This window comes from Leptolyngbya boryana PCC 6306, assembly GCF_000353285.1.
Classification (GTDB): domain Bacteria; phylum Cyanobacteriota; class Cyanobacteriia; order Leptolyngbyales; family Leptolyngbyaceae; genus Leptolyngbya; species Leptolyngbya boryana.
On sequence record NZ_KB731324.1, the window covers coordinates 5,174,266 to 5,201,044 of the forward strand.

A 26,779-nucleotide genomic window follows, 5' to 3' on the forward strand; every position below is an offset into this window, starting at 1 on the left:
TCAAGCCCCTAAGTTGATTACGGCTAAGTAATATCGATGAAAATCCTACTAACAACTGCCCTAACTGGTGCATTGCTTCTACTCGGTCATGCTAAAGCAACCGCACTCTACACGGGGGGTTCTTCCCCTGAATCCCAAGGTTGGAACAGTCCATCTTCCATTCCACCATTTCCTGCTTCACCGCCTCGGACTATCGATGCCGCAGGCATAACACTCAATACAACAAGCAACAACAATATAATGTATGGCTTTGGTCGTACGAACACACCGTTAGATTCAACAACGGGCTTCAACTTGCGATTTGATTTGCAACTGCTACAAGAGCTTCGGAATGCTTCAAACGATCCAATTAATCCAGCCGACACGAATGCAGATGGGAAAGACGATCGCGCGGGCTTGAGCATTATCGTTGTAAGTACGAATACAACGAAGGCAATTGAGTTAGGCTTTTTTGTCGATCGTATTTGGGCACAGGAAGGGGGTGCTACAAAACCACCTCGGTTTACCCAAGCAGAAGGGGCAGCATTCGACACAAAAACCAATGTGAATCAGTATGACTTGTCGATTCTGGGCAATAACTACTTTCTCTACACTAATGGCAACTACACTACGCCACTGCTGACAGGGCTTTTGCGCAATTACACGGCAGAAGTAGTGACTCCAGTTAATCCATATACCACTGCGAACACAATCTTTATTGGGGATAACACTACTTCTGCAAGCGCGCAGTTTCGGTTGAATCAGGTTGCGTATTCTTCTTCGGCGATCGTTCCTGTCCCCTTTGCTTTCAATCCTTTGTTTGGTTTCGGTTTGTTCGGAATTTCCAGAATTCGCAAAGCAATCAAAGCGCGCCAATCAGCGAACTAGCACTTTCAAGTCTTCGATGAAGTTTGTAAAAAACTGAGTTGCATCGACTTGAGTTGCAATCCAAGCATTGGCAGATGGCTTTGTTGTGAGTCGATCGTCGATCAAAGTCTGTCCGCGCGTCCATTTGCCTTGTGTTTCGACTTGAATATGCGATCGCTGCCACAGCATCGTTTCCGGATAGAACAAATACCCTAAAGTTGCCGCGTCGTGAACTAAGAATCCTGCGGTTCCCTGAGTCTCTCGATACTGTAAAGCCGTTCCAATCATAAACTCACAGAGTTTCATGAGGAACTGAGCAATCTGGCTTTCTGGGTTGGTCTGATAGATCTGGAGAGCCATTTCTTTTGTAAAAATCAGATGGCGTGTGATGTCGAGCGATGTGATGACGATATCATTCCGGCTGTTTAGAACCGTTTCAACTGATCCAGGGTTAAACCAGAAATTAAATTCTGCATGTGAAGTAATGTTGCCAGGGCAACGGAACGCACCACCCATGACAATGATTTCTTTTGCTTTCTGCAAAATTCCAGGCTGTTTGATTTCGGCAGCGGCAAGATTGGTGAGCGGTGCGATCGCAATGATTGTAATTTCTCCAGGCATGGCGTTTAAGCGATCGATCAAAATCTCGTCCGAATATCTCGCTGACTCATACGAATGGATGGGACTGGGTAAGAGTGTCGATAAATTTCCCATGCCATCATTGCCATGAATGTGCGCTGCATCTTCGGATGCGTCTGAAGTTTCAACTCCGCGTCCCACTTCAACATCCGGCAATCCGCCTAGGCTTAAAATTTGGCTGGCACTCGAAAATGTTTGGCGAGAGCTTACATTTCCTGCGGCAGTCGTCACTGCGATCAGTTCAGCAAACCCCCGTTTCACCAGACTCTGTAGCCAAAATAGAGCAAAGATATCATCGCCGCCTGGATCAGTATCGAGAATGATTTTCTGGGTAGACATGATGTGAGAGTGTGACAATCGCTCTTAATTCTTCCACGATTTTTAGCAAATTCGTTCCAGTTGCGATTACACTCAATAGTACAAGTGCGATTGTACTTTCGTGCATCAGTACTGTCCCGTCCGCTCGTTTCGCTATGATTCCGCAACGCCTGACTCTTCGGAATTTTCTGAGCTACCAGGAAGCCACGCTTGACTTCCGGGGGCTTCATACTGCGTGCGTTTGTGGGGCAAATGGGGCAGGAAAATCTTCGCTACTAGAAGCAATTTCCTGGGTGATTTGGGGTGAAAGCCGAGCAGCTTCAGAAGATGATGTGATTCATATGGGCGCAAAAGAAGCGCAAGTTGAATTTATCTTCGGAATGCATCAGCAGATCTACCGTGTGCTCAGAACTCGCCAACGTGGGCAAGGCATCTCGCTGGAATTTCAAATTATGCAGGACGGTGGGTTTCGATCGCTAACTGCCAAAGGCATTCGATCCACGCAGCAATTGATCCTGAGCCATCTCAAAATTGATTACGATACGTTTGTGAATTCGGCTTACCTACGTCAAGGTCGAGCCGATGAATTTATGCTGAAACGTCCTGCGGAACGTAAGCAAATTCTTGCCGATCTTTTGAAACTTCACCAATACGACACGCTTGCAGAACAGGCAAAAGATAGATCGCGTCAGTTTAAAGGACAAGTTGATCTACTAGAGCGAAATTTAGAAGCCGTTCGAGAACAGCTTCAGCAACGAGACGCGATCGAGCAAGAACGTGCCGAACTTGAAGCACTTCTCACCCAAATGCAAGCCCAACAAGCTGCCAGTAATGAACAACTTCAACAACTGCAAGCCGTTCAGCATCAGCGACAAACTTGGCAGCAGCAATTAAGCTGGCAGCAACAACAGCAGCGCAATTTGAATCAAGACTGTCAGCGATTGCAGAAAGAGCGATCGCAAACCGATCAGCAGCGTCAAACCTTAGAAAAATTACTGCAACAAGAAGCGACGATCATTGCCGGATATCGCCATTGGCAAGCATTGCAAGCTCAAGAAGAAGCATTCTCAGCAAAATTCCAGGCGCATCAGGTCGCACAGTCCCAACGCCAACAGCACGAACAACAACAATCTGAAAAGATTCAACAGTTTCAGAATCAACTGCAAAAAGTTCAAGCTCAGGAAATTACTTTACAAGAACAGCTTCAAGAAGTTGAAAAAGCGCTCACGAAAGAAGCTGACGTTGAAGCAGCAGTTCAAAACCTGATTGCCGCACGTCAAGAACTTCAGCAACTCGATCAGCTTCAGTTACAAGCTTCGCCGCTTTTGCAACGGCGGCAACAATTGCAAAAAGAACTCGATCGTGCTTCGACTCGTCTTTCTGCTCGTCTAGAAGAACTCCGCACCTCTGCTCGACAACTTCAAACTCAGCAGCAACGACAACCGAGCTTAAAAAAAGCAGCCGTCGAGGTTGCGGTCAAAATTGAAGAACTCGAAAAACTCCGCGCCTACCAAGACCAAGTACTTGAAAAAGGCTTAGAGCGACGTGGTTTCGTTGATCAACTGCAAGCTCATCAACGAAACTATGAAGCACAGTTGGCAGAGATTGACCAGAAGATTCGGATGTTGGAACAAGAAAAAGCAACTGCGATCGCATCCGAAGCAGAGCACTCTGAAGGCAATACACTCGTTCAACTGAAACAACAATCTTTTCCGCCTTGCCCCTTATGCGATCGACCTTTAGATGAACATCATTGGCATCTTGTTCTCGAAAAACAACAGCAACAGCGTGAAGAAATTCTCTCTGAAATTTGGGTGATCCGTGAACAACTCACGACTTCAGAGCGTGAAATTCAAGTCTTGCGCCAAGAGTACACCGACATTGAAAAGCAATTAGCGCAATATGGCGGTACGTTAGAGCGGCGAGGACAGTTACAAGAACAATTACAAAATACTGCTGCCGTTCAAGAAAAACTGGCTCAAATTACGGCTGAATCTGCCAAGTTAGAAGAACAACTCAAGACTGGACAATTTGAGTTGCCGCTTCATGAGGAATTGCAACTGCTCGATCGACATTTGCAACAGATCGATTATGACGATCGCAATCATGCGCTAGCGCGTGGAAGTGTCGATCGCTGGCGTTGGGCAGAAATCCGTCAAGCAGAAATCAAACAAGCGAAACGCCGACAAGCAACTTTATTGAAGCGGCAACCCGAATTAGAAGCGCAAATTGAGCAGATCGAGCAGCAACTCGAACAATTGAGTCAGGAACTCGATCGCGGGTTGAAATACTACGATCGACAAATTGCAGAAATTGGATACAACCTGGAACAGCACAATGCAATTCGGGCGGCGATTCGTCAAGCTCAACCTTGGCAACTTCGCTATCAAGAGCTTCAACAAGCTAAGCAAAACTATCCCCATGTTCAGCAACGTTTACAAGAACTTGCAGACACAGCGCAAGCACGATTCACCGATTTGCAAACGATCACATATCACTGTCAAGAGTTGATCCAAGCCTTAGAGCGCACGCCTGATCTCGCACCGCATATTCAAGCCTTAGAGCAGCAAATCCAACATCATCGAACTCAGCTTGATGAGCATTTATCGAAGTTGGGCAGACTTCAGCAACAGCAGAAACAGCAAGAAGCACTCAGCCAGCAATTTCAACAGATCAATGCTCAGCTTAAAACGGCTCGTCAGCAGACTCGAATCTATCAAGAACTGACCCAAGCTTTCGGCAAGAATGGAATTCAAGCCTTGATGATTGAGAACATCTTGCCGCAACTCGAAGCGACGACGAATCAAATTCTGTCCCGTCTCAGCGCGAATCAATTACACGTCCAATTCGTCACCCAACGCAATCGGAAATCCAAATCCACATCTGCCAAAGCAATGGAAACTTTAGACATTTTGATTGCAGATGCCTATGGAACGCGACCCTATGAGACATATTCAGGAGGAGAAGCGTTTCGAGTCAATTTTGCGATTCGGCTCGCTCTAGCGCGATTACTGGCTCAACGCTCAGGAACAGCCTTGCAAATGCTGATTGTCGATGAAGGCTTTGGAACTCAGGATCAAGAAGGATGCGATCGCTTAATTGCTGCGATTAATGCGATCGCGCCTGAGTTTGCCTGCATTTTGACGATTACACATATGCCTCACTTCCGGGAAGCTTTCCAAGCTCGCATTGAAGTCACTAAGACTCAAACTGGATCGGAATTAATGCTCTGTTTGTAGGTATAAATTCGATGCTTAAGGTGAGGAGCGGGGAGCTGTTCTCTTAGTAGCTTTCTACTCTCTACTCCCCACCCTTATTGGCATTCACAGCTCAACCCGAATCGCCATAGTCCTACTTCAGCACTTCGTCTAATAAATCTCTCGCTGCCTGTGCTTTCGCCAATGCTGCTTGATGATCGCTATGAGCACGGACTAATCTCAACAGTCCTGCTACACCTGTTTTCAGCTGCTCAAGCTCTTCTCCAGCCATCAATTCACCATCGAGCATTCTGACCAGGAGCGATTTAATATCACCAACATCTTGCCGAACTTTTTGCAACTTCTCGACTGTGCTCAGCAAAGTCTTCAACGAGTTCAAAATCTCGTCGATGTCCTGAACTGCTTCGACCTCTTGAGTCTCTTCGACCTCTTGAGTCTCTTCGACCTCTTGAGCCTCTGCATCCTCTTCAGGTGGCTCAGATTCTGCTTCAGTCTCTTCGATCTCTTCTAAACCTAGCTCTTTTAGCAATTCTGGGTCGGTTGCTTCAGTTTTCCGAGCATTCGTGCGTGGCATTCGTGTCGCCTCAATGATTGTAATTCAGTCGAAACTAATATGTTATACACTAACCGCGATCGATTGCGTCCCGCCTTAAGTGAGAATTGCTCCACCCATCAGCCTTTGATAGCGATATTCTAATTCTGCTTTCATCGCATTCCATTTCTCGATCGTGGGATCTTTCTCGATCGTTCGCTCTGCTGCCTCTCTTGCTAGCACAAGGACTTCTTGATCCTCGACCAAGCTTGCCAGGGCAAAGTCTGGTAGTCCCGATTGCCGTGTCCCTAACACTGCTCCTGGCCCTCTAAATCGCATATCCATCTCAGAAATAAAGAAACCATCCTGAGATTGTTCGAGCACTTTCAAGCGCTGAACTGAGGTTTCACTCTTAGAATTGCTCATCAATAGACAGAACGACTGCGATCCGCCCCGTCCGACTCGACCTCGAAGCTGGTGCAATTGTGATAATCCAAATCGTTCCGCATGTTCAATCATCATCACGGTGGCATTCGGGACATCGACACCGACTTCTACAACGGTTGTAGAGACGAGGATCTGGGTTTTGTTATCTCGAAACTGAGTAATGGCATCGTCTTTCTCAGCAGAAGTCATGCGACCATGCAGTAACCCTACTTTGAAATCTGGAAAAACATTCTCACTCAGATGTTGATGTTCGTCGATCGCGGATTTGAGATCCAATTTCTCTGACTCTTCGACTAAAGGTAAGACAATGTAAACCTGCCGTCCTTGGGCGATTTCGCGCTTCATCAGATCGTAAGCTTGTTGGCGATCGCGACCGGTCAATGCAGTTGTTTGAATCGCTTTTCTTCCAGGCGGCAATTCATCGATTTGACTCACATCTAAGTCTCCGTGCAGCGTTAAAGCAAGGGTTCGCGGAATGGGCGTTGCAGTCATCGTAAGCACATGAGGATGTTCGCCTTTCTGCTGAAGTCGGGCGCGTTGTTCAACGCCAAAGCGATGTTGTTCATCAATCACGACTAAGCCTAAGCGATCGAAGCTGACTGTATCTTGAATCAAAGCATGAGTTCCAACCAGCAAAGGAAGTTCCCCGGTTTGCAATCCACTGTGAATCTCTCGCCGCTTGGCTGCTTTGGTCGAACCTGTGAGCAATTCCACTGGCAAATGAAGTTGATTAAACCAACTCACTAATTTTCGATAGTGCTGCTCTGCTAAAACTTCAGTTGGAGCCATAAACGCTGCCTGATAGCCCGATTGAATCGCTGCTAGGATCGAAATAACAGCAACAACCGTTTTCCCTGAGCCGACATCGCCTTGCACGAGCCGATTCATCGGAGTCTGTTTCTGAAGATCATTGAGAATGTCATTGACAACGCGGCTTTGAGCATTCGTTAAGCTAAAAGGAAGTAACTGATGGAAGCGATCGATTAATTCTCCAGTCGGTGCGAGTACTGCACTGGCTTGAGTTTGCTGCTGTTCTCTGCGCCGTTTGAGTAGGCCAAGCTGTAAGTAAAAGAACTCATCAAATACTAAGCGCCGTCGCGCCGATTCTAATGTCTCCGAATCAGTCGGAAAGTGAATATTCGCGATCGCGTCTTGAATGCCAATTAATCCATATTCTGCAAGTAACCCTTTTGGCATCGGTTCATGCAAATTCTTAATTGCAGGTAACGCTGCCGTCACCGCCCGACGGACTAAATCTGCCCCAACTCCTTCAGTTAAGGGATAGACCGGAACAATCCGACCAATATTTGAAGAATCAAGGGTTTCGCCTTCTTGATCCAGCACTTCAATGTCCGGATCTTCGAGTGAAATGCCATATTTGGTCTGTTTGACTAACCCCGAAGCCGCGATCGAGGCTCCTTTCGGATACAGCCTTTTCTGTTGTTCTTGCCAGCCTCGACTCGCAAAACGGCTCCCCATATAGAAACGGCTGATTTTCATCGAACCGCTAGAGTCTTGAATGCTTAAGTCGAGAATCGTCAGCTTACTATTTCGCGGACTGGTGAAACAATTGCAGCTTTTAATCACGGCGACGATTGTGACCGTTTCGCCGACTTTGAGTTCGCGAATTTTCGCTTGGCGAGCATAGTCAATATAATCACGCGGATAGTAGTAAAGCAGATCGCGCGCAAAGTAAAGCCCAAGCTTAGCAAGCTTTTCGGCACTTTTTGGGCCAATCCCTGGGAGGTAAGTAATAGCTTGTGTCAGCGGAATGTCTTGTGCAGCGACTTCGATCGGTTTTGGAGTTACTTTTGGCGTAGCTTTTGAAGTGGGTTTAGTCGGGGCTTTCTCCGCAGGTTTTTCTTCAGATTTTTTGACTTGATAGAGAAAGCGTCGAGTTTCAGCAACTAAATGCTGGCGTTGTGAAAATTCTAAATCGGAATATTTCGCGAATTGATTCGCGATCGTTTGACAGCGTGCTTGCTCAGATGCCGGGAGTGCGGGAGTTCCTTCGGTCAATGTGAGATGCAAAAATTCGCTGAAGCGGAACTGATTGCCCTCCAGATCATTAAATCCGCGATCAGCTTCGACCGAAAGCGCCTTTTGTAGTCGCACCAAATCCATGATGTGAAATCATCTCACCCTTTTGCATTGATGAAGTCTAGCAAAATTCGCTGGTGAATTGCGCCCAACGGTCGAATTTGATTGGCTCGATCGCTAAACCGCTCTCCTTGCTGAATCTCTGCGATTGTGAACAGCCCTAAATCCCAGCCTTCCATCAGCTTGAGTTCAGAAACATCTACAGTTAGCGGAGCAGCAAAGACATGGCGAGTCGCTCGATCGTCTTCGTAAATCCCGAATTTCACCAGATCCGGCGCAACATAGCAAATTTCTTCTTGCAATTCTCGAACGACTGCCACTTCAGGCGTTTCGCCTGGGTCTAAATGTCCCCCAAACAGTCCCCAATGTCCTGGATAAGCAATATTTGGAATGTTATCTCGGAGTTGAAGCAGGAAGGTCTGATGCTGATAGAGAATTGCGATCGCGACTTCCGGCTTCATAGTGAAATTTCTCTCCGAAACTCGTTTCTAAAATATGGGCGATACTGGATTTGAACCAGTGACCTCTCCCGTGTGAAGGGAATGCGCTACCCCTGTGCCAATCGCCCGAGGAGTTTTTATTCTACATTAGGCGATCGCTCAAATCAAGCCACAAAAAAGGAGCCAAATTTGGCTCCCGCAAATTTATGCAAATTGAACAAGATTACTGGCTTTGAGAAGAGTCGTCTGACACCGTTGGCAGTGCATTGGCTTCTAGCGTTTCAGACACCAACTGTTTCGATTTCCGCGATTCCAACCAAAACGGAACCACGAGCCAAGCCGCTACGAGCAAAAGTGCCACTACCCCAAACTGTGAAGCCAGCGTAAACAGCTTCTCTAGAGGGACAACCTGACCCGCAAAATACGACAACGACACCATGACCGTTGCCCAAGTGAACGCTCCAGCAGTGTTGTACAGCGTAAATTTCCAATAGGGCATCTCTGCGATCCCGGCGAGCGGACTGGCAAAAATCCGCAACAGTGCCACAAATCGACCCAAGAAAACTGCCTTGCCAGCATTCTCCCCAAACTGGCGCTTTAGTTCTTCGATTTGAGTCTCTTGAATGCGGAACACCTTGCCCAAGTTGACCAGCAGTGCCCAGCCGCCGTAGCGCCCAATCCAGTAGCCAATATTGCCGCCGATCGTTGCGCCGAGCGCTGCATCACCAATCACCCAGAAATAATTCAGCTGATCGCTTCCTGCCAAAAAACCACCCGCAAGCGTCACCGTTTCACCGGGAATGGGCAGCCCTAAATTCTCTAACAAAATTCCGAAAAAAATCGCCCAATAACCATACTGCTGAGCAATCTGCTCGATCGCTTCCGGCGAAATGAAGTCAAGTGACATTGCAATAACCTTTACAAACCTTCATCTTCTTTCGATCTTGACGTGGTTTCGCCTCAAGTGTCAATCAATCGATCGACAGTTTCTTTAAGTTCGCGATTTAGGACAGATTCATTAGCATCTCTTCACAACTGTCATCCGTATTTTTCTGTAACGATCAGGAAAACTTTATTAAAATTGCGCTGAGATACGGAGAAAAATAAAGATTCGATAAAACTACGATAGTTGTTTAGTGCATCCGGAAACAGACTCCTTATAGTTGAAGCACTAAATAATGCGTACAACTACTTAGCAAAGGAACGATCCTTGCTCTAGTCAAGTCTTCCGGATGAAGCATGGATGTGAGAGTGAACGAAAGTATGTGGAGATATGGAAATGGCGTTAATTGAGCGGCACGAAGAGGTTGTATTACAACCCCAGGGTCGATTAGATGCAGTGGGTGGTGCAGCATTACACCAACAGTGGGCAACCCTTGCACCTCGGCAATATAAAGCCTGGATTATTGATCTGTCGCGTGTTGAATTTATTGATAGTTCGGGGCTAGTTTCATTAGTCTCAGGATTAAAAGTTGCGACCCATACTGGTACTCAGCTTGTTTTATGTGGATTGCGTCCCTCGACTCGGTTGGTCTTTGAGATTACGCAACTGGATCAGGCGTTTTCGATTTTCGAGAATTATGAAGCGATCGAGGATGCTTTTGGTCGAGTTCAAGAAGTGCTGCAAATCGCTTAATTTATCAGAATTGCTTTATTCATCGCGTTTTGACCTCGTTCAGCGCTCTTAGTCGCTCTAGATCTCCTCTCTTCGCGAGTTGATCGAAGTCGAAACCTAACTCCAGTAAACCACTGTCAGCAAAAAGCCCTCGCAAGATTTAGCTTGTGGGGGCTTTGTCGTTCAATTTATGCGTTAGAGATTCTTGATTTAAGCATTCCCAAAGGTGGGCAGTGAAATTTCACCCTCACCTCGTGGAAAACTCGGCAAATCAAGATGCCCGTTTCTGCGATTTTGTACGGCTAAGCGATAATTGACGCTTTGGAGTTCCGCGTGAAGTTGACGATTTTCGCGCTGAATCATTGCCACCTTTTCTCGCACAGGCTGCATCCGCTCGGCAAATTTCTGCCGATACACTTTAGGCAATTCTTGCACGACTTGTTCGAGCATCTTCGATCGCTCAGTTAATTCCTGAGCCGTTTGCCGTAACTGGCGCATTTCTTCATCGCGTTGCGTAATTTGCTCTTGGTAGAACGTGACTTGTTCCTCTACGGTCTGAAGCTGTTCGCGTAGCGCCCGGACTTCAGCGACTTGTCGATCGGACGGCTCATCTGAAGCGGGGATGGGCGCACTCGCATTGCCTTTAACCAGGCGGAATAATTCCTGCGAGAGCTGCTGCACGAGCTGATCGCGCATTTGCAGTTCTTCTTGGAGACGGGCATTTTCAGCAAAGATTTGCTGAGCTTGAGAAGCGTCAAGTTGCATCACGAGATAGGTACTCCCTCTTGGGTTATGACGTTAAGGTTTTCCTCCCATAATCGCGGAGGAGACGATCGACGAATGTCTCGCCAAATTGCAGTTGCCGCCAATGTACCATCTGCAACCGCAATTGATACCTGATTTAATCCCTCTTTTAAATCTCCCAGTGCGAAAATTCTCGGATGCGATGTCCTACACATGTCGTCAGTCAGAAGGTTTCCGCCTTTCCAGTCGAGTTCAATCCCTTTTAAGTAGGCATTGTAATAATGCGAACCCATTGCCACTAAGCCCGTCTGTAATTCGATCGTCCGTCCGTCCGCGAGTTCTACGCCTGTCATCTCATGATCATGTCCAACGAATCGCTTTAACGGCGTTTCGATGAGTGGATATCCGTGAGATTTTAATTTTTCTCGCATCTCGTCGCTGACTTCAAATAAGCCCTGGGTAAAAACGGTGATGTAAGGCGTAAACCAATTCAACACAAATGCGGTGTTAATCGCGCCTTCGCTGCCGACAAACAAGCCACATTTTTTGTCCGCCATTTCCCAACCGTCGCAGATCATGCAGACATGCAGGTTGTGCCCAGCGTAGTCGAATACGTTCTGCATATCGTCGAGCTTGGGCAAGTGGTCGATGATCCCACTCGCAGCAATCACATATTTAGAGCGAAAAACTGGGTGAATGCTATCTTGTTTGCCGACTTTGACTTTGACTGCGAAGGTTTCTCCTTCATCTTGCACCTCTTCGACAAAGCCCATGAGGTAATCGCCATTTAGCGAGAGAAAATGATTTTGCCCCTGCTGGAGCATGGTGCGACCAGGAGTGCCAGGGGGCAGACCAAGATAATTTTGCAGTTCTTGCATCCAGAACGATCGACCGCGACCTTTTTCGATCACCAGACACGACAGCCGATAGCGTTGTAAATAAATTGCAGCAGAGAGTCCACCCGCTCCGCCGCCTACAATAATTACATCGTAAACATGGTCAAGTCGCTGTTCGAGTGTCTTTTTAGAAAGCTTCATGGCGATTTCCGCAGTAATCGTTGCATCGTGAATCTACGATTTTAATTGCAATCACAGATTTCTCCAATGTAGCAATTCTGCAAGTTCTAAAGTGCGATCGAGCTTTCTGAACTGCCGACGGATTTGACCCATTCTTTGCCATTTTCCAGGAAGACGATCGAGGGAGTTCCTGCCGGATTGAGGTTGATTCGTTTTACCGTCACTTCTCCACCTGCGAGGCGTTCTCCAACTTGCACATAGCGCGAGGTGCCGTCGGTATCTTGAACGATCGCGCTTATGTTTGAGCCAGTTTGAATCACGCCGCTTAAGACGATCGCGTCTGCCAAATTTGGGCGAGAGATAGGGGGGGGTGGGATCACAGGCAGAGCAGGTTGGACGGTCGGCAGTGTGCCGACTGAGAGCGGAGGCATCGGGGTAGAAGTGAGCCGAATGGGTTGAGGCTGAGGTAAAGCAACGGCAGGTGAAGTGCTGATGGTTGAGGATTTTGCTGCGATCGTTTTTGTGGGGGCTGGTTTGATCGTGGCTCTCAGGTCGGTTGGCATTTGAGGCGCTGCGAAGGGATCGCGATTGCTTCCGACAGCAACGGGCATTCGTGGGAGTTTGCTATTGGTCGTTGGAATCATGCCTGCGATTTTGACCGGAGGCAGGGTGAGCGATTTGGCGGGTACGACAGGTTGCGGGAAGGCTTGGGGGGTGGGCGGTGTAGATTGAGTATTGGTACGGTTGGTCGCGCAACTTGTGAGTAAGAGTGCTGTTCCGGTTGCAGCGCTCATCATCCAGTGTCGTTTGCTCATACGGATACCCCAGTCGTTTACATTTATACAGAATAGCCATGAGTTTACGGAGCGCACGGTTTTATCTGCCGTTTGAGCTATCGGTTTTAACGGATTTTTCGTAAAAATTAGTAGTTATACGTGGGCGTTCTCGCGGTTGTCGATCGCTAACCTGAAGAAATTACCGGAATGCAAAAATTGGTTTTAGTGGGAGGAGGACATAGTCACGCGATCGCACTTCGACAATTCGGATTGCATCCGGTGCCTGATGTCGAAATTACGTTGATTAGTGAGGCAGAAAATACGCCTTATTCAGGGCTGTTGCCGGGACATGTAGCAGGCTTCTACTCGTATGAGGAGTGTCATATCGATCTGCGCTCGCTGTGTGAATTCGCTAAGGCTGAATTGAGAATCGATCGCGCAATTGGGTTGGATTTGGCTCGGCATCAAGTCTTATGTGAGGCAGGAGAGGTTGAGTTTGATCTCGTGTCGCTCGATATTGGCAGTACGCCGATGATGCCAGCAGGAGCGGCGGGAATTGGGGCAAAGCCGATTGCTCAGTTTCTCAAATGGTGGAATCAGTTTGATGGTAAGAGTGTGGCGATCGTAGGCGGTGGAACAGGCGGGGTCGAGTTGGCGTTGAATATGCAGGCGAAGATGCCTGAGTTAAAGATTCATTTGTTTCAACGCGATCGCGAGTTGTTGCCAAGTCATAACCCTTGGGTGCGGCAGCAATTTCAAAAGATTTTGACGCAGAGAGGGATTCAACTTCACGTTGGGCAAGCTGTGGAACGTGCGACGGATTGTGATGCAACGGTTTGGGTGACTCATGCCTCGGCTACGCCTTGGGTCAAGCAGTCTGGGCTGGCAGTAGACGCGCAAGGATTCGTTTTGGTGAACGAATTTTTACAGTCGGTGTCTCATCCTGAGGTGTTTGCAGCGGGTGATATTGCCACAATGATGCACTACGATCGACCGAAGGCAGGAGTATTTGCGGTGAGGCAGGGCAAGCCTTTGTTTCACAATCTCCGGGCTAAGTTGGAAAATCGGGTGTTGAAGCCTTATCGTCCTCAGAAACGCTATCTGAGTTTGATTGGAACGGGGGATAAGGTTGCAGTGGCATCCTATGGGGGATTCGGTTGGCGCGCTCCGTGGGTGTGGTGGGTGAAGGACTTTATCGATCGGTCTTTTATGAACCAGTTTAAGAGGATGATTTAGCAAGTCGTCGTTGAGACGCATTCACCCGCCCCGGAATAGAATTCCAGGGCTAACGGTGCGAAGTCCTTAAAAGGACTGGGTCGCTCAATCTTTTGGTTAGTCCCGGTTAGGAGGCTTCGTTTTACTAGCTCCGAAATTCTATGCCGGGGTGGGATGTCAATGTGAGCGAAAAGTCTTTTGATACCTTTAGAACATCCTCGCAGTAAAAGCTATGCAATTATCTATTTCAGATGATCAGTTCAAAATCGATCTTGATGGTTGGGAACGTATTTGGGCGTTTTACTTTAATGCGGATTTGTACATTCCGTTGAGCCATATTACTCAGGTATCAACTGAGGAGCCTCGACATAGCTGGACGGATGTCAGAATGCCAGGGACGTTTTTGCCAGGGGTAATTAAGGCGGGAACTTACTATACCGATCGGGGTAAAGAGTTTTGGTATGTAACGCGGTTGGGACGATATTTGACTTTGGAGCTTGAGAACGAGTTTTATCGGCGGATTGTGCTCAGTGTAGATCAGAATCAGCTTTGGGCAGATCGGATCAATGGACAAAAAGCTGTTTGAATACTCTAGCAGGCGCTTCCGAGAACAATGAATCTCGTTTTAGTCGATAAATTATTGGACACTCAGAAGCGCAGCTTGGCGAATTTGGTTCAGCGAGTCAAAACGTTACTTTAACCAGGACAGCGATCGCAAAATTTCTGCTGCCTCATTTGGAGTAATCGTATTTCGGCATTGATTTGTTTTGCCACCGTAGTAGGTTCGACGAACAAAATCAGCACCAAGAATTCGATAAAACGGAGAAGTCGAACCTGGTGCAGTCGCCCAATCATTGAGTAAATTGGGCTGAGGTGTAGAAAGCTGCTGAGCAGATGGGGTTTTAAAGTCTCCAGTTTGCTCACCAAACAGCAGAGAGACTCGCCCAAAAAGCTGCGTTTCTACTGGGAATTCATACCCTCCAGGTACACCGCCAACACCGCCACCTGTTGCCTCGATCGCAAAACATTTATCCTGTTGTGCATGGCGGTAAACGATGCCATAGTCTGGCCCAAATCGGCATCTGCCTTCACAAGGTTTCACATCCACTTTGCTCACCGTATAGCCAGCAGGAACAGAGCTTGGAACTGCGATCGCAATTTTCAAAGACTTCAGCGAAGCTTGCTGCTGAGGTGTCAGTTGAGGTGTTCCTGTCTGAGCCGTGAGCGGAATGCCAACGCCTGGGCGAATCTGATCCGAGATGAGAGCAGTTCCCGTTACGATCGTGCTAGGAGCTAATTTTGGAGCGCTTGAAGGATTGCTCGGATAAGTAGAACCGTTAAATTTTAAGCTGCGATAGCTCGGTTGTATACCTCCACCTGCAACGAACAGAATAATATCGCGCCAGCCTTTTGTTCTGGTGTTGCTGACGACGATCGGAGAATTGACGATCGTATGTCGCGAAAGCAAACTGTAACCGTTTCCTGCTGGTTTGAGAATCAGCATTGTACAGCCGCCTGTGCCACAGGTTGATTGAGAAACTAAATATACAATTTTCTCATCGCGACCATCGCCATCTAAATCGATCGAGTTATAAAGATAGCGAACGTCAGCTACATCTCCAGAAAGCTCTCGGCGAATCGCTGCTTCTATTGCTGAATTACTTTGAGTTTGCGATCGCTGATAAGTTAGCGCGCGAAAGCGAATGTTATCGACGTTTGGGAGTGTTTCTAAGGGGGACTCTGAATTTTGTGCAACTTTAGAAGATTGTGCTGCTGTGGGAGCTTGAAACCAGGAATTGAGGCTGAACCCAATTCCAAGAGCAGCCGTTAAAGATAACAATACGCGTTGCATTTGCATAACGATGAATGAAGTAGAAGGAAACTCAGAAATCGAAGTTTAGATTCAATTTACTGCGATCGTATTCCAGAACTGCATCAATGTTGATTCGCAAAATTGCCTATTTACGATCGCACGCCCATTTTATTCTCTAAACCACTTATTCTCTAAACCACTTGATAGAAGAAGCGAAACGTTGCCCATGCATTGACATTCAGAGCGAAAAGTTCAGGAGGCGTGATTGCAGGGGTTGTACTACTTGCTTGATGCACATCTTGTAGCACTGCTTGAGCAACATCAAGGAAATTGGGAAGAGAGCGGATAAACTTTTCTCGAGTTCCTACTAAAGCTTCAGTTTGCTGAAATGGAGTACGGCTACAAATCACATAAGCTTCAGATAGACCTGCGGGCAAACGTACAATCCAATCGGATTGCGCTTGAGGCAGGGTGAAGGTTTCGCCGGGAGCGATCGTGGATTTTACTTGCTCATTTTCTCTTGGGCTGAGTACTACACCCGTTCCATTATTGTCTAATCCTAGAACGAGAAAGTGAATCAATTCAGCATCATGATTCTCAAGCCGGATCTGAATCGAAGTCCCAATTGGAAGTGAGAGAACTTTTCCATTAGAAGGCACGACATCACTCGCAGGCTCGGCAACCCGGCTCGTCTGCTGGACGGCAATCTTTGCGTCAGCATTGACGAGAGCCGCGCGCACGGAGATCTGAGATGAATCTGAATTCGCTGTCAAGCTGAGTAACTTTGCACCTAAGCGCGTTTGCAACTGTGGCGTAAGCCTTTTGACTGCTAACTTTACGGCTTCTCCAGACTCGCCTGCTGTACTTGGAATCGCTTCTCGCCCTTGTGAAAATAATCCATATCCAGCGGGTGAAATCGTTCCTTTCATCGCTTCTGTTGTCAGTGAAGCAACTTGTGTCGGTTCTTCAACTTTGCTAAATAAATAGTCGCCTGCTTGCTCTCCGGCGATCGCTGCTGCAACTCTTGGCAGTCCCGAAAAAGCACTCACGGCATCGACTCGCTCGACTCGATTTAAGGTCGCATCGATCGCGATCGCTAAGCTCAGATCTTTCGGCAAAGTTCGGATCGCTTCTCGAATCGGTTGACCGACTTGCACAGGCAATTCGATCGCTTTCGCTTTCGCTACTAATCCACTGCGTTCATATACTTGAAGCACTGAGTGATCTGTCCTGAATAATCCGCCCAGACTGTAAGCTTCTAGAACCTGGGGAGGTAAACCTCCGAGCCATAAGTATGCGATTTTGCCATTGTCTTCGATCTCGGTAATGACTCCATCAGCGGACGGTTGAGTTATGGGCACTTGGTAAGGTTTGAGCGGTCGCTCGCGGCTTTTTTGCCCGATTAAAATGGGTTGTTGCTTGGCATCAGACTGCCTTGCAATCAGTTCGGAGGCTCCTCTAAGATCGACTCTCAGCGTGGTTTCGGGCATCGATCGCCAGAGTTGCTGCGTCAGTGCGTAAGTAAACAGTCCTGCACTAAATCCATTCCAAGGGGATTCTGTCGCAAATTGTTGAGCATCGGCAGCAGATAGAACCACTCCTGGCATCTGTCCTGATCGCCATTGCACTTTCGTTCGAGTGCGATCGAGTTTTGTATTAGCAAGTAGCCGTTCTTGAAATTCGATTTCTTCGTCAATCAATTGAGTCGCTGGATCGCTGGATCGCGATCGCAGTTTCAAATTTCCCCGCAAAGCATAGCCCGGATAGAGATACCCCGCATCAATGATCGTGGTGACTTGCTGAGTCGGCAGCGATCTCAAAAGCAGCAGCAAGGTATCTTGAGAAATTCCGTTCGCGATTACGTTGTCTTGCGGTTCATCGGCTGTGATCAAAATTGGCTGAATGTCATCTGCCGTTGTGCCGAGTTTTTGTAAACTTCCATAGCCGCTAAAGTGAAAAACAATCACATCATTCGGTTGGGCTTGTCGAATGAGGTGTTCTATAAAAGCCGTTTCAATTCGCGATCGCGTTGCTTGCTGATCCGTTAAAGTCAGAATGTCATTGGGCTGAAATCCGAAGCGATGAATCAGCAATTCTTTTTGTAATTCAATATCGGTCAAACAGCCATTCAGTGCCGCATTGCGATATTGATTAATTCCCACTAAAAGCGCGAGTTTTCGAGCAGTCGGCGCAGCGAGAACTTGTGCTGTCCGAGTGCATGAACTGGCTCCCCAGACTCCGAGAAAAATACCTGCTTGTAGTAGCGATCGACGTTTCATGTCCCGATCCTGCGCCTTCTCCCTTAAGCGTATCAGGTCAAGATTCAGAAATCGTAACCAATTCGCAATACCAGAGTTATGTTTTTCTTAATTTTTACGAGATAAAAGGAAGAAATCGCTACACTTTCACTGCTCTGTGTATGATGTTAGGCGCTTCACTCAGCGTCAGGGAGAACTGGATCGATGAATTTACCTTTTGTTTTAGATGTTGCTATTGGATTAATCTTTACTTACTTAATTCTGAGTCTGCTAGCTTCAGAACTACAAGAATTACTGGCAACAGTGCTGCAATGGCGGGCAAAACATTTGAAAGATTCGATCGAAGTACTCTTAGGAGGCGGGATTAATACGCCCGAAGAACAGCGAGTCAAGGATTTGGTCGGACGACTCTATGATGATCCCTTGCTCAAAAACGTCAATCAAGCAGCGAAAGGAGCGGTGCCTCAAGCATTTCGGAAACTTACCCGAATCCTGTTTCCAGGCAATCGACCTGGCGCGTTTGGTCATAATCAATCTTCGGGACCGTCTTACATTGCACCAGAGACATTTGCGACTTCGCTGATTGAGCAGTTGGGCATTACTTCTATGGTGGATAAACTGTCCGAGGTGCGGTTTGAGAAATTCGTTCACCGGATTGTAGGACATTATTGGGTCAATGAATTCGGCGAGGTGGGATTGCCGGATGATGATCAATTCCAAGATGGGTGGGAGCGGGGAGCCATTCGCACGATCGCGGAAAAATCAGAGCGCTCAAGTCTCAGTGCTGATCAAAATTTTCGGGTGCTTGTCGAAGAGTACGATCAAATTCTCAATGCGTATCGGGTGCGTACAGCGACCTTAGAAACGAGTGTCGAGCGCTTAGGAGAAAGCTTAGATGCGTATATTGCAGCCTGTGCAAACTTCGATCAATCGTCTCCAGAAACGGCGCTGTTTGTCCGGCGATTGCAGTCGTACAAGGCGAGTGTGTTTGGTCAGAATTATGAGCGAGCATTCAGTTCTGGTGGGTTGAAACCGAGCATTGCAGAAGTTGCAGACTTGGTGCATCAAGGCAGTAGTACTCATCAAGAAGTGGCGAGAGCGTACGATCGGATTGCGAATCAAGCTCGTCCGATTGATGCTCAAGTCAATTCAACGATTCAGACGCAAATCAACGACTATCGATTGGGACTGGATGCGAATGCTCTGGATCACCCGACAAAATTCGAGGATCTAGACTATGATTTGCAGCAAATTTTCCTAGCGAATGCACTCGCCAATCTCACGCCCGAAGAACGGCAACTGTATGAGGACTATCAAACCTATAAAACGATTCGCAATGGGTTGAGCCGTCTGCCGGATTCTGTAAAAGAGAGCATTGCGATTTTGGCAAAACGGTCGCAGGCTCGCGTGGATCAAGCGGAAAATCAGGTCAATCAGTTTCGCGATGAGATTTCGGTCTGGTTCGATCGCTCGATGTCGCGGGCTTCAGGCGTGTATAAACGCAATGCAAAAGGGGTGGCGATTCTCATTGGCTTAACGTTAGCGGCGGCGACGAACTCGGATACGTTTCATATTTTCAATCGGTTGTCGAGTGATGATAGTTTGCGTCGATTAGTCACTGAGCGAGCTTCGCAGTTGAATTTGGATGCTCAGCGATCACCGAGGTTTTCGGCTCAGCTTGAGGAGTTGAAGAATGAGACGGATGCAGTGTTACGAGAGATTTCGTTTCCGATTAGCTGGAATTCGAGTAATCTCGGGCGACAGTTGGGCTGTCCATCCAGTGCAATCTCGTCTGCACCCCCTCAAGATGTCGCAAATACTGAAGCGAATCAGCTCAAGGCGCAATGGGACAATTTGTATAAGGGCTGTTTGAATACGGATCAATCATCGAATGCGCCAGTTCCGTTGCAGGTCGCGCAGATTATGGTCAATCGCCCGCTCGGGGTTTTACGGATGTTGTCGGGCTGGATTGTGAGCGGAATTGCGATCGCGATGGGTGCGCCGTTTTGGTTTGATTTATTAGGGAAGGTTGTGAATGTGCGAAATTCAGGCGGAAAGCCGAAGCAACCCGCAGGAGAAGTGCAAAGGACGAATGAGTAAGCATTTGAGTGAGCTTTGATCGGTGACGAGTGCGATCGCACCTGCAATCAGTTGGATAAACCGCGATCGCAATCTCCTTGGAAATGGGTCATTCCCTGAAAAAGAGATAAAATGGGCGACTGACGATTCAACCTATAAATTCGTTATTCGTAAAGCTGATGGGACGTATCTTTATTTCCGCAGGGCATGGCAATCGCATCAATGGAGTCACAGATCCGGGTGCAGTCGTTGCCGGGACAACCGAAGCCAGAGAAATGATTCTGACGCGCGATTTGATCGTCACAGAATTGCGATCGCGCGGAGTCGAAGTTTTATCTGTCCCGGATGCGCTGAGTGCTGCACAAGCGATTGACTGGATTAATGCGCGCGCCCGGAGAGATGATGTTGCCCTAGAAATTCGAGCCGATGCCTTCAGTAATCCCAGTGTGCGCGGCTCGACGGTCTACTTCATTGCGAATAATGATCAGCGACGACGCAATGCTGAATTGCTTTTACAAGCTTTAATTCGTCGTGTGCCGCAACTTCCTAGTCGAGGCGCACGACCCGACACCGATACGGGATTAGGGAGTCTGCCCTTTTGTCGTCAAATCAATTGCGGATCGTTGCTAATGACGATCGGGTTTCTGACGAATCCAGACGATCGCTTTATTATTCAAAATCAGCGGCGAGATGTGTCGCTGGGCATTTCGGATGGATTAGTGGCTTGGGTGCGAGGAACTGCTTTACCGCCTGATCCGAATCAGTATCCAGAAATTGCGATTAATCTGAATGGTCAGACTTATGGTGAGAAAGGAATTTTGGTAAATGGAAATTCTTTTGTGCCACTGGATCTCATCGATCGCTTAGGGCTTGATTTGTCCAAAGAACCGGGGATTTCTCGGATTAACTATCGTCAAGTCGTCTTTATTCGAGCGACGGATTTGGCAAAGTTTAATGTTGTGATCGGGTGGGATGCGAAGACAAGAACGGTGACGTTGCGATCGATTTTGCGGGTCTGTGCGGGATCGCTCGATCGCATTATGGGCAATGGCAATACTTTGAGTTCGCAACTCATCACGTTCCTGAGAAGAAATAATGAAGCTGCGGTCGCACAGTTTCCGACGATCGCGGATTTGTATCGTCAAGAAGGCGCGATCGAAGGGGTGAACTATGATATTGCCTTTAGTCAGATGTTACTAGAGACCAATTATTTACGATTTGGCGGGGATGTGAAGCCATCTCAGAATAATTTCGCTGGATTAGGTGATGTGGGTGGAGGACCTGAAGGAGCAAGTTTCCCAAATGCTCAAATTGGGGTAAGAGCGCATATTCAGCTATTGAAAGCGTATGCGAGTACAGAACCTTTGGTGCAGGATGTAGTCACTCCGCGATTTCGGTTTGTGACGCGCGGAATTGCGCCCTTGATTGAACAATTGACCGGGAGATGGTCGGCTGATCCGCAGTATGGGCAGAAGATTAGTACGATTTTGCGTCAGTTGTATGATTCGGCGCAGATTTTGTAAGAGGTAGGGAGTGGGGAGCTAGCAAGGCAACAAGCATCCTACTCCTTACCAATTTAAGCAGATAGGCGCAAGATAGTCGCTGCGTTTGCGTCTCGCCCTGAACTGGAAGTTCGGGCTAGCTGTGCGAAGTAGGTTGAAACCCACTGAAGAAGACGTTGCGATTGGCTGTTAGTCCAGTTCAGTGGACTTCGCAGAGTTAGCCCCGAATTCATTCCGGGGCGGGTGAGCAACGAAGTGAGAGGACTCGCTGGACTGATACTTAATCACGTCCATCTACTTAGGACTGCTCTATCAATTACACAGCTTCGCTAAATCAGAGTGCGATCGCGCAAAAAACTGCACGCGATCGCAACTCTGCTTCATCAAGCGCTCTAAATCGAAATCCCAAGTCGTCAATCCGGCTCGATCGCTTGTGCTCAGCAGAGTATTGCCCTGAAATACCACGCTCGCAACCCTATCCTGAGTGCCATTTAAGGTTTTGATTAATTCCCCAGTTTCCGCATTCCAGAGCTTAATTGTGCTATCACTACTGCCTGATGCGAGTACTGAATTGTGAAAGCTTAAAGAGGTCACTCCGTTGTTGTGTCCAATCAGCGTATATTTTGAGCGGGCTTCTTGGATTGACCAAAGCTGAATCGTATTATCCCAACTGGCTGAAGCTAGAGTATCGCCATTTACAGCGAGATCAGAAATGGCTAATCGATGTTCTCCAAGCACCGTTGAGGTTTTTTGATCCACATTCCACAATCGAATGCTTTTATCGATACTGCCAGAAGCTAAGCGTCCATCTGCAAGAAAACTGAGGGCGGTTACTTCATCGGTGTGACCTTGCAACGTTGCGATCGCATTGCCATCTATTGACCAAATCTTGATGGTTTTATCGGCACTGCCTGAAGCAAAGGTCTTACGCGCGTGATCAACGCTCAAGGCAGTGACGCGATCTCCATGTGCGGCAATCGTTTTGATCGGTTCGCCTGTTTTGGCATTCCAAATCCGAATGGTTTTATCTGCACTCGCTGAGATTAAGGTATCGCCGCTGAACCGAAGTTGAGTAATGGGAGCCGTATGGCCTTTGAGAATGCGAAGATTGCCGTCTTGTTGGACTTGGATCGTTTGATCTGGAGTCGCGATCGCAATCATCGATCCATTCACTGCTAAGGCAGAAAATCCAGTATTCAATTTTGCGAGCGTACTGACTTGCCAAACTCGCGCAGTCTTGTCTGCACTGGCACTTAAAAGCTGAGTTCCAGCCGGACTAAAACTGAGATTCATTACGGCTGCACCGTGTCCTTGAATGGTTGCGAGCAGTGCGCCTTCTAAATTCCAGAGTCGAATGGTCTGATCGATGGAGCCAGTCGCGATCGTCCGCCCGTCAGGACTGTAAATGGCTGTATTCACCTGATCGCGATGTCCCTCAAAAGTAGCAATCTCTTTGCCGCTCAATGTCCAAAGCTTTGCTAGATTGTCGCCACTGCTGAGAATCGATTGCCGATTTGGAGCGATGCTCACGCTCGTCACTCGCTCTCGATGAGCATTAAAACTCCTAATCGCTCCAGATTTTCCAATTTCCCAAATCTTGATCGTTCCGTCCTCACTGCCAGAGAGAATTTGGCGATCGCTTTGTCCGAATGCAATCTGATTCACCCATCCTCGATGCCCTCTAAAGGTCTGAACTTCTTTCTTTTGATCCAAGTTCCAGAGCTTAATGGTTCCATCTCGGCTACTAGAAATCAGCGATCGACCATTCTCGCTAAATTGCACATCAGTCACCCAGTCTCGATGTCCATTCAAGGTGTGGATTAATTTTCCATCCCGATTCCAAATTTTGATGGTTCTATCTGCACTTGCCGTTGCAATCTGTTGATTGTCAGAACTGAATGTCACAGCTAAAACGCGATCGCGATGATCCGTTAGCGTTTGAATCGCTGCCCCTTCCCGTGACCAAAGTTTTACTAAATTATCATTGCTCACGGTTGCGATCAGTTGTCCATCTGCACTCATCTGAACATCATTGACTTGTTGAGCATGACCTTCGAGACGATTGGATTCTTGAGTTTGAGAAATCGCTTGTTGCAGCGTTGCGATCGCAGTCGTTTTCACATCGAAAGGTAGAAAATTCCAAGGTCGATCGAGTCGTTGTAATTGGTGTCCTGCTTTGATTCCATCCGCTAATGATTCGAGCTGCTGATTTGAGTTTAATAATGCTTCTGAAGAGGCTGAGAGCGCTTGAATTTCACGAATTTGAGCATTCCGCTGGTTCCAAGCAGCGAGGCTTCCGAAACCGATCGCTGCAATGGCTAGAGATGCGATCGCTAAAATTGCCTGCTGAGCGCGACGCAAACGGCGCTTGAGTGCAAGCTGTTCGCCTTGCCGTGCGTCAAGACTGGCGGCAATAAACTCCTGGGTTTCTCGCGTCAGTTCATCGGTGTATTTCACATAGAGTTCTTCTGCTTCTGCTAAGCGCATACCTCGCAGCAGGAGATCAGACGGGCGATTGTTTTTATGCCAATCGATCGCGGATTGCTCGATCGGGCGTTGGACTTGCAGCCGTTTGCGGTTCTCAGTCAGCCACCAGCGCAACGTAGACCAATGACGAATCAGAATTTCATGAGCTACCTCGATCGTCACTACAGGTGGAATTTCAGTTGTCGTTAACTCTCCTCGACTTGTCGGCAGCTCTTCGGTGTTAATGACAATCAACTTGGCATCACTGAGTGCGTGCAATGTGCGATCGATGAGATTCGGCGGATATTTGGCAACGTCGAGATCCGCTTTCAAAACTCGACGGCGCGTATCTTCTGTCCCTTCGCCTAACTGAGTTAACGATAGAAAAATCCAGCGCGCACAGTCTTGTTCATCGAGACGCAACTGATCATAAGTTGCTTGTGCTTTGTTTTCTAATGCGCCTTGCAAGCCCCCAATCTCAGACTGATAAGTTTTGAGGGTTAATTCTCCTGTTTTGCGCTTCTGCCACAGTTGTTCTAAAACGAATTCTAACAGCGGCAAATCTCCGGGGGTACGATCTAGCTCTTGTAGCAAGACTTCGACTAAACTTGCTTCGACTTTTAATCCAACTTGTTCAGCCGGACGAACAATCACTTGCCGATAGTCTTCATCGCTCAAACAAGGCGGAACCAGAATGCTCGATCGCTGTAAAATCCCTGCGAGCTGAGGAATTTCCAATGCGGCTGCGACAAAATCGGCTCTCAGCGTGAGCACCAGTTTAAAGCGATCGGAAGTATATTCCAGTGCTTCTAAAATGATGTTGAGAAAATCTCGGCGATCGTAGTCTGAAGCCAGCGTAAATATCTCCTCAAACTGATCGATCACCAGTAACACCATCGGCTCAGTGCGAGTTCGCAACCATTGCACACAGCCTTCTGTCCCCTGATACATCAAGCCTTCAATCTGGTCTTGTTCTCCGGGTTGTGCCAAACATTTCACCAATGACTCAAACGGTTGATCGCCCGGACGCATCCGCCCAATCCACCATTGTTCGCTTCCCGGAATTCGCTTTCCTTGTCGCAACTGTGCAATTAATCCGGCTTGCACAACCGAAGATTTTCCACTGCCCGAAGCCCCGACGACTGCGAGGCAAGCATCCTGCTGAACGGCTTGTAAAAGCTGCTGAGTCAGAGCTTCCCGACCATAGAAGAACTCTGCATCGTCTTCGCTAAACGCTTGCAGCCCTCGATACGGACACACTCCAATCTCTGAAGGTTTGACCGTCTGCTGTTCTGGAAAGATATCAATTACGCCCTGAGTGCCCGATAACCAGACATGCAGCGACATCTTGCCTGCAAGCGCTAATTGAAGCTGAGTAATCCAAGCTGCAACAGGAAAGCCGCTCTGATTTTCGGCGCGATTTAACGTCTCAATCAGCGATCGCGTAAATAGTTCCGGTTCATTCCGAGGCGCTGCTGCTGCGATCAAACATTGCCCTTGCTCTCGTCGTAATTCTTCAACCCACTCTGGTAAAGTATCTGCCCCAGGACAATCGAGGATCACAATCTGCTGAGCAATTTCACTCTGACGTAAAGCCGTTCGCAACCACGATCGCGTAATCCGCTCTCCTTCTCCCAAAATCACACAAGGCTCATCTTGCACGATGGCAATTCTGCCACGGATGTAGACTAAAACGCTTGTTGCTTCGGGGGTTTCGAGCTTGAATTGAATTTGCGATCGCACCGTTTCCCAATCGCTCGATTGATACACCAGTTCAAACCCACCCACACTACTGAGCAACTTACTAAATTGCAAAGTCAGGCGATGATCGCGCAACACATCAATGATGATGGCTTGTCGAGAAGGCAAAAGCGCGATCGAGGTCGATTTCACGCCTAACGTAAACTGCCCAAACCCCTCAACGATTCGCTTCGGAGTTTGCAAGGGATATTCAGGCTGTAAGTGCGTTTCACCGCGTCCTCGCTTCTGCTGATTGATCAATCGCAGTTGTTGATTGCTTTTATCGATGTACTGAAGCGTCTGATGATAAACATATTTATACAATCCATCTGCATCGATCGCGCCACTGGCATCTGCTGCCGCGCCTCGTAATCCTTGCATCAGAAAGTAAGTAAATACGCCATGCCCCAACTCTGGAAACTCCCAAGACTGCTGAGACTGATCACAAGAGAGCAACGCGTAAAATCCCTGACTTTGCACCGCGCGCTGTCCGAGCAATCCCATCATCTGAGCCGTTGGATTAGGAAGTGTTGCGCCTCTGAGCGTCATGCCTCCACTGTGACACGCATCTAACCAGACAATCTGCTGCTGAGCTTGACACTGACCTAGCTGTTCTAAAAGCTCAGCAATACTCAATCCTGTATTGAGCAAGTCATCTTTCTGAGTATCAGCTAAGCATAGGACAGGCTGTTCGTCCTCTAAAATCCCATGCCCAGAAAAGTAAATCAGCACCGTATCCCGGCTTTGAGCAGATTCCACGATCGCCGCTAAACTGTCTCGAACTTGCTGGAGCGTCGCTGGCACCCCAAAATCGTGTCGGATCTGCATCGATCGCTGAGGAAATGCCTGCGTAGCATCAATTAAGGCTTCGGCGAGACCCTGACAGTCGATCGCGGAATATTGTAAAGAGGGCAGTCTTGAATCTCGATATCGATTGATCCCAATCAGCAAGATCCAAAGTTTAGCTTGTCCAGTTTCTAAAACCGTTGAACGATTAACAGCGCGAGGCATAGGA

Annotated in this window: 18 protein-coding genes and 1 tRNA gene; 7 read left to right on the forward strand and 12 right to left on the reverse strand. The window is 47.8% G+C overall.

Annotated elements, in window-relative coordinates; translation table 11 throughout:
- Positions 1-36 precede the first annotated feature (36 nt).
- Complete coding sequence (locus tag LEPBO_RS0125860) at positions 37-867, forward strand: choice-of-anchor Y domain-containing protein (protein ID WP_144056274.1); 831 nt, start codon at positions 37-39, stop codon at positions 865-867.
- Here LEPBO_RS0125860 and LEPBO_RS0125865 read toward each other — a convergent pair.
- A complete protein-coding gene (locus LEPBO_RS0125865; protein WP_017290498.1) occupies positions 856-1,824 on the reverse strand; it encodes a nucleoside hydrolase in 969 nt (322 codons plus the stop codon). The genes LEPBO_RS0125860 and LEPBO_RS0125865 overlap by 12 nt on opposite strands.
- Positions 1,825-1,958: 134 nt before the next feature.
- Here LEPBO_RS0125865 and sbcC point away from each other — a divergent pair, with 134 nt between their 5' ends.
- A complete protein-coding gene (gene sbcC / locus LEPBO_RS0125870; RefSeq protein ID WP_026148930.1) occupies positions 1,959-5,042 on the forward strand; it encodes an exonuclease subunit SbcC in 3,084 nt (1,027 codons plus the stop codon).
- A gap of 112 nt (positions 5,043-5,154) precedes the next feature.
- On the opposite strand, the gene LEPBO_RS0125875 is transcribed toward sbcC, so the two are convergent.
- The 5 genes from LEPBO_RS0125875 to LEPBO_RS0125895 form a co-directional block, all read right to left on the reverse strand.
- The gene (locus LEPBO_RS0125875) at positions 5,155-5,595 is read right to left on the reverse strand and encodes a hypothetical protein (RefSeq protein ID WP_017290500.1); all 441 of its coding nucleotides are present in this window, start codon (positions 5,593-5,595) and stop codon (positions 5,155-5,157) included.
- Between the two features lie 75 nt (positions 5,596-5,670).
- On the reverse strand, positions 5,671-8,124 hold the full coding sequence (gene recG / locus LEPBO_RS0125880; RefSeq protein WP_017290501.1) for an ATP-dependent DNA helicase RecG: 2,454 nt from the start codon (positions 8,122-8,124) through the stop codon (positions 5,671-5,673).
- A gap of 14 nt (positions 8,125-8,138) precedes the next feature.
- Positions 8,139-8,561, reverse strand: coding sequence for an NUDIX hydrolase (locus LEPBO_RS0125885; protein WP_017290502.1), 423 nt, complete (start codon positions 8,559-8,561; stop codon positions 8,139-8,141).
- A 35-nt stretch (positions 8,562-8,596) separates the two neighbouring features.
- Positions 8,597-8,668: transfer RNA gene (locus tag LEPBO_RS0125890), tRNA-Val, on the reverse strand.
- 95 nt (positions 8,669-8,763) lie between these two features.
- Positions 8,764-9,447, reverse strand: coding sequence for a DedA family protein (locus LEPBO_RS0125895; RefSeq protein WP_017290503.1), 684 nt, complete (start codon positions 9,445-9,447; stop codon positions 8,764-8,766).
- 366 nt (positions 9,448-9,813) lie between these two features.
- Here LEPBO_RS0125895 and LEPBO_RS0125900 point away from each other — a divergent pair, with 366 nt between their 5' ends.
- The gene (locus tag LEPBO_RS0125900) at positions 9,814-10,176 is read left to right on the forward strand and encodes an STAS domain-containing protein (protein ID WP_017290504.1); all 363 of its coding nucleotides are present in this window, start codon (positions 9,814-9,816) and stop codon (positions 10,174-10,176) included.
- 189 nt (positions 10,177-10,365) lie between these two features.
- Here the strand turns inward: LEPBO_RS0125900 and LEPBO_RS0125905 are convergent, their stop codons facing one another.
- The 3 genes from LEPBO_RS0125905 to LEPBO_RS0125915 form a co-directional block, all read right to left on the reverse strand.
- Positions 10,366-10,920: an Npun_F5560 family protein gene (locus LEPBO_RS0125905; RefSeq protein ID WP_017290505.1), complete on the reverse strand. Its 555-nt coding sequence runs from the start codon at positions 10,918-10,920 to the stop codon at positions 10,366-10,368.
- Positions 10,920-11,936, reverse strand: coding sequence for an NAD(P)/FAD-dependent oxidoreductase (locus LEPBO_RS0125910; protein WP_017290506.1), 1,017 nt, complete (start codon positions 11,934-11,936; stop codon positions 10,920-10,922). The genes LEPBO_RS0125905 and LEPBO_RS0125910 overlap by 1 nt, the downstream gene beginning before the upstream one ends.
- 86 nt (positions 11,937-12,022) lie before the next feature.
- Positions 12,023-12,730 carry a hypothetical protein gene (locus LEPBO_RS0125915; protein WP_144056275.1) on the reverse strand — a complete coding sequence of 236 codons (708 nt, stop codon included), beginning with the start codon at positions 12,728-12,730 and terminating at the stop codon, positions 12,023-12,025.
- Positions 12,731-12,898: 168 nt separating this feature from the next.
- On the opposite strand from LEPBO_RS0125915, the gene LEPBO_RS0125920 reads away from it, so the two are divergent.
- Both LEPBO_RS0125920 and LEPBO_RS0125925 read left to right on the forward strand, forming a co-directional pair.
- Positions 12,899-13,927 (forward strand): FAD-dependent oxidoreductase, encoded by a 1,029-nt coding sequence (locus LEPBO_RS0125920; protein WP_017290508.1) that lies wholly within the window; start codon positions 12,899-12,901, stop codon positions 13,925-13,927.
- Positions 13,928-14,138: 211 nt separating this feature from the next.
- Complete coding sequence (locus tag LEPBO_RS0125925; protein WP_017290509.1) at positions 14,139-14,492, forward strand: hypothetical protein; 354 nt, start codon at positions 14,139-14,141, stop codon at positions 14,490-14,492.
- A 105-nt stretch (positions 14,493-14,597) separates the two neighbouring features.
- Here the strand turns inward: LEPBO_RS0125925 and LEPBO_RS40365 are convergent, their stop codons facing one another.
- Both LEPBO_RS40365 and LEPBO_RS0125940 read right to left on the reverse strand, forming a co-directional pair.
- Positions 14,598-15,758 (reverse strand): hypothetical protein, encoded by a 1,161-nt coding sequence (locus tag LEPBO_RS40365; protein WP_225903970.1) that lies wholly within the window; start codon positions 15,756-15,758, stop codon positions 14,598-14,600.
- Between the two features lie 152 nt (positions 15,759-15,910).
- A complete protein-coding gene (locus tag LEPBO_RS0125940; RefSeq protein WP_017290511.1) occupies positions 15,911-17,998 on the reverse strand; it encodes a caspase family protein in 2,088 nt (695 codons plus the stop codon).
- Positions 17,999-18,181: 183 nt separating this feature from the next.
- On the opposite strand from LEPBO_RS0125940, the gene LEPBO_RS40370 reads away from it, so the two are divergent.
- Complete coding sequence (locus LEPBO_RS40370) at positions 18,182-20,077, forward strand: hypothetical protein (protein WP_017290512.1); 1,896 nt, start codon at positions 18,182-18,184, stop codon at positions 20,075-20,077.
- 158 nt (positions 20,078-20,235) lie between these two features.
- Positions 20,236-21,579, forward strand: a complete 1,344-nt coding sequence (gene tftA, locus LEPBO_RS0125950; RefSeq protein ID WP_017290513.1) for a hormogonium tapered terminus morphoprotein TftA — start codon at positions 20,236-20,238, stop codon at positions 21,577-21,579.
- Between the two features lie 291 nt (positions 21,580-21,870).
- Here the strand turns inward: tftA and LEPBO_RS0125955 are convergent, their stop codons facing one another.
- On the reverse strand, positions 21,871-26,775 hold the full coding sequence (locus tag LEPBO_RS0125955; RefSeq protein WP_017290514.1) for an nSTAND1 domain-containing NTPase: 4,905 nt from the start codon (positions 26,773-26,775) through the stop codon (positions 21,871-21,873).
- Between the last annotated feature and the right edge of the window lie 4 nt (positions 26,776-26,779).

Bases quoted from the DNA above. Each gene is read 5' to 3' on its own strand.
- LEPBO_RS0125860 (WP_144056274.1), top strand. From the start codon at position 37: ATGAAAATCCTACTAACAACTGCCCTAACTGGTGCATTGCTTCTACTC.
- LEPBO_RS0125865 (WP_017290498.1), bottom strand. From the start codon at position 1,824: ATGTCTACCCAGAAAATCATTCTCGATACTGATCCAGGCGGCGATGAT.
- sbcC (WP_026148930.1), top strand. From the start codon at position 1,959: ATGATTCCGCAACGCCTGACTCTTCGGAATTTTCTGAGCTACCAGGAA.
- LEPBO_RS0125875 (WP_017290500.1), bottom strand. From the start codon at position 5,595: ATGCCACGCACGAATGCTCGGAAAACTGAAGCAACCGACCCAGAATTG.
- recG (WP_017290501.1), bottom strand. From the start codon at position 8,124: ATGGATTTGGTGCGACTACAAAAGGCGCTTTCGGTCGAAGCTGATCGC.
- LEPBO_RS0125885 (WP_017290502.1), bottom strand. From the start codon at position 8,561: ATGAAGCCGGAAGTCGCGATCGCAATTCTCTATCAGCATCAGACCTTC.
- LEPBO_RS0125895 (WP_017290503.1), bottom strand. From the start codon at position 9,447: ATGTCACTTGACTTCATTTCGCCGGAAGCGATCGAGCAGATTGCTCAG.
- LEPBO_RS0125900 (WP_017290504.1), top strand. From the start codon at position 9,814: ATGGAAATGGCGTTAATTGAGCGGCACGAAGAGGTTGTATTACAACCC.
- LEPBO_RS0125905 (WP_017290505.1), bottom strand. From the start codon at position 10,920: ATGCAACTTGACGCTTCTCAAGCTCAGCAAATCTTTGCTGAAAATGCC.
- LEPBO_RS0125910 (WP_017290506.1), bottom strand. From the start codon at position 11,936: ATGAAGCTTTCTAAAAAGACACTCGAACAGCGACTTGACCATGTTTAC.
- LEPBO_RS0125915 (WP_144056275.1), bottom strand. From the start codon at position 12,730: ATGAGCAAACGACACTGGATGATGAGCGCTGCAACCGGAACAGCACTC.
- LEPBO_RS0125920 (WP_017290508.1), top strand. From the start codon at position 12,899: ATGCAAAAATTGGTTTTAGTGGGAGGAGGACATAGTCACGCGATCGCA.
- LEPBO_RS0125925 (WP_017290509.1), top strand. From the start codon at position 14,139: ATGCAATTATCTATTTCAGATGATCAGTTCAAAATCGATCTTGATGGT.
- LEPBO_RS40365 (WP_225903970.1), bottom strand. From the start codon at position 15,758: ATGCAACGCGTATTGTTATCTTTAACGGCTGCTCTTGGAATTGGGTTC.
- LEPBO_RS0125940 (WP_017290511.1), bottom strand. From the start codon at position 17,998: ATGAAACGTCGATCGCTACTACAAGCAGGTATTTTTCTCGGAGTCTGG.
- LEPBO_RS40370 (WP_017290512.1), top strand. From the start codon at position 18,182: ATGAATTTACCTTTTGTTTTAGATGTTGCTATTGGATTAATCTTTACT.
- tftA (WP_017290513.1), top strand. From the start codon at position 20,236: ATGGGACGTATCTTTATTTCCGCAGGGCATGGCAATCGCATCAATGGA.
- LEPBO_RS0125955 (WP_017290514.1), bottom strand. From the start codon at position 26,775: ATGCCTCGCGCTGTTAATCGTTCAACGGTTTTAGAAACTGGACAAGCT.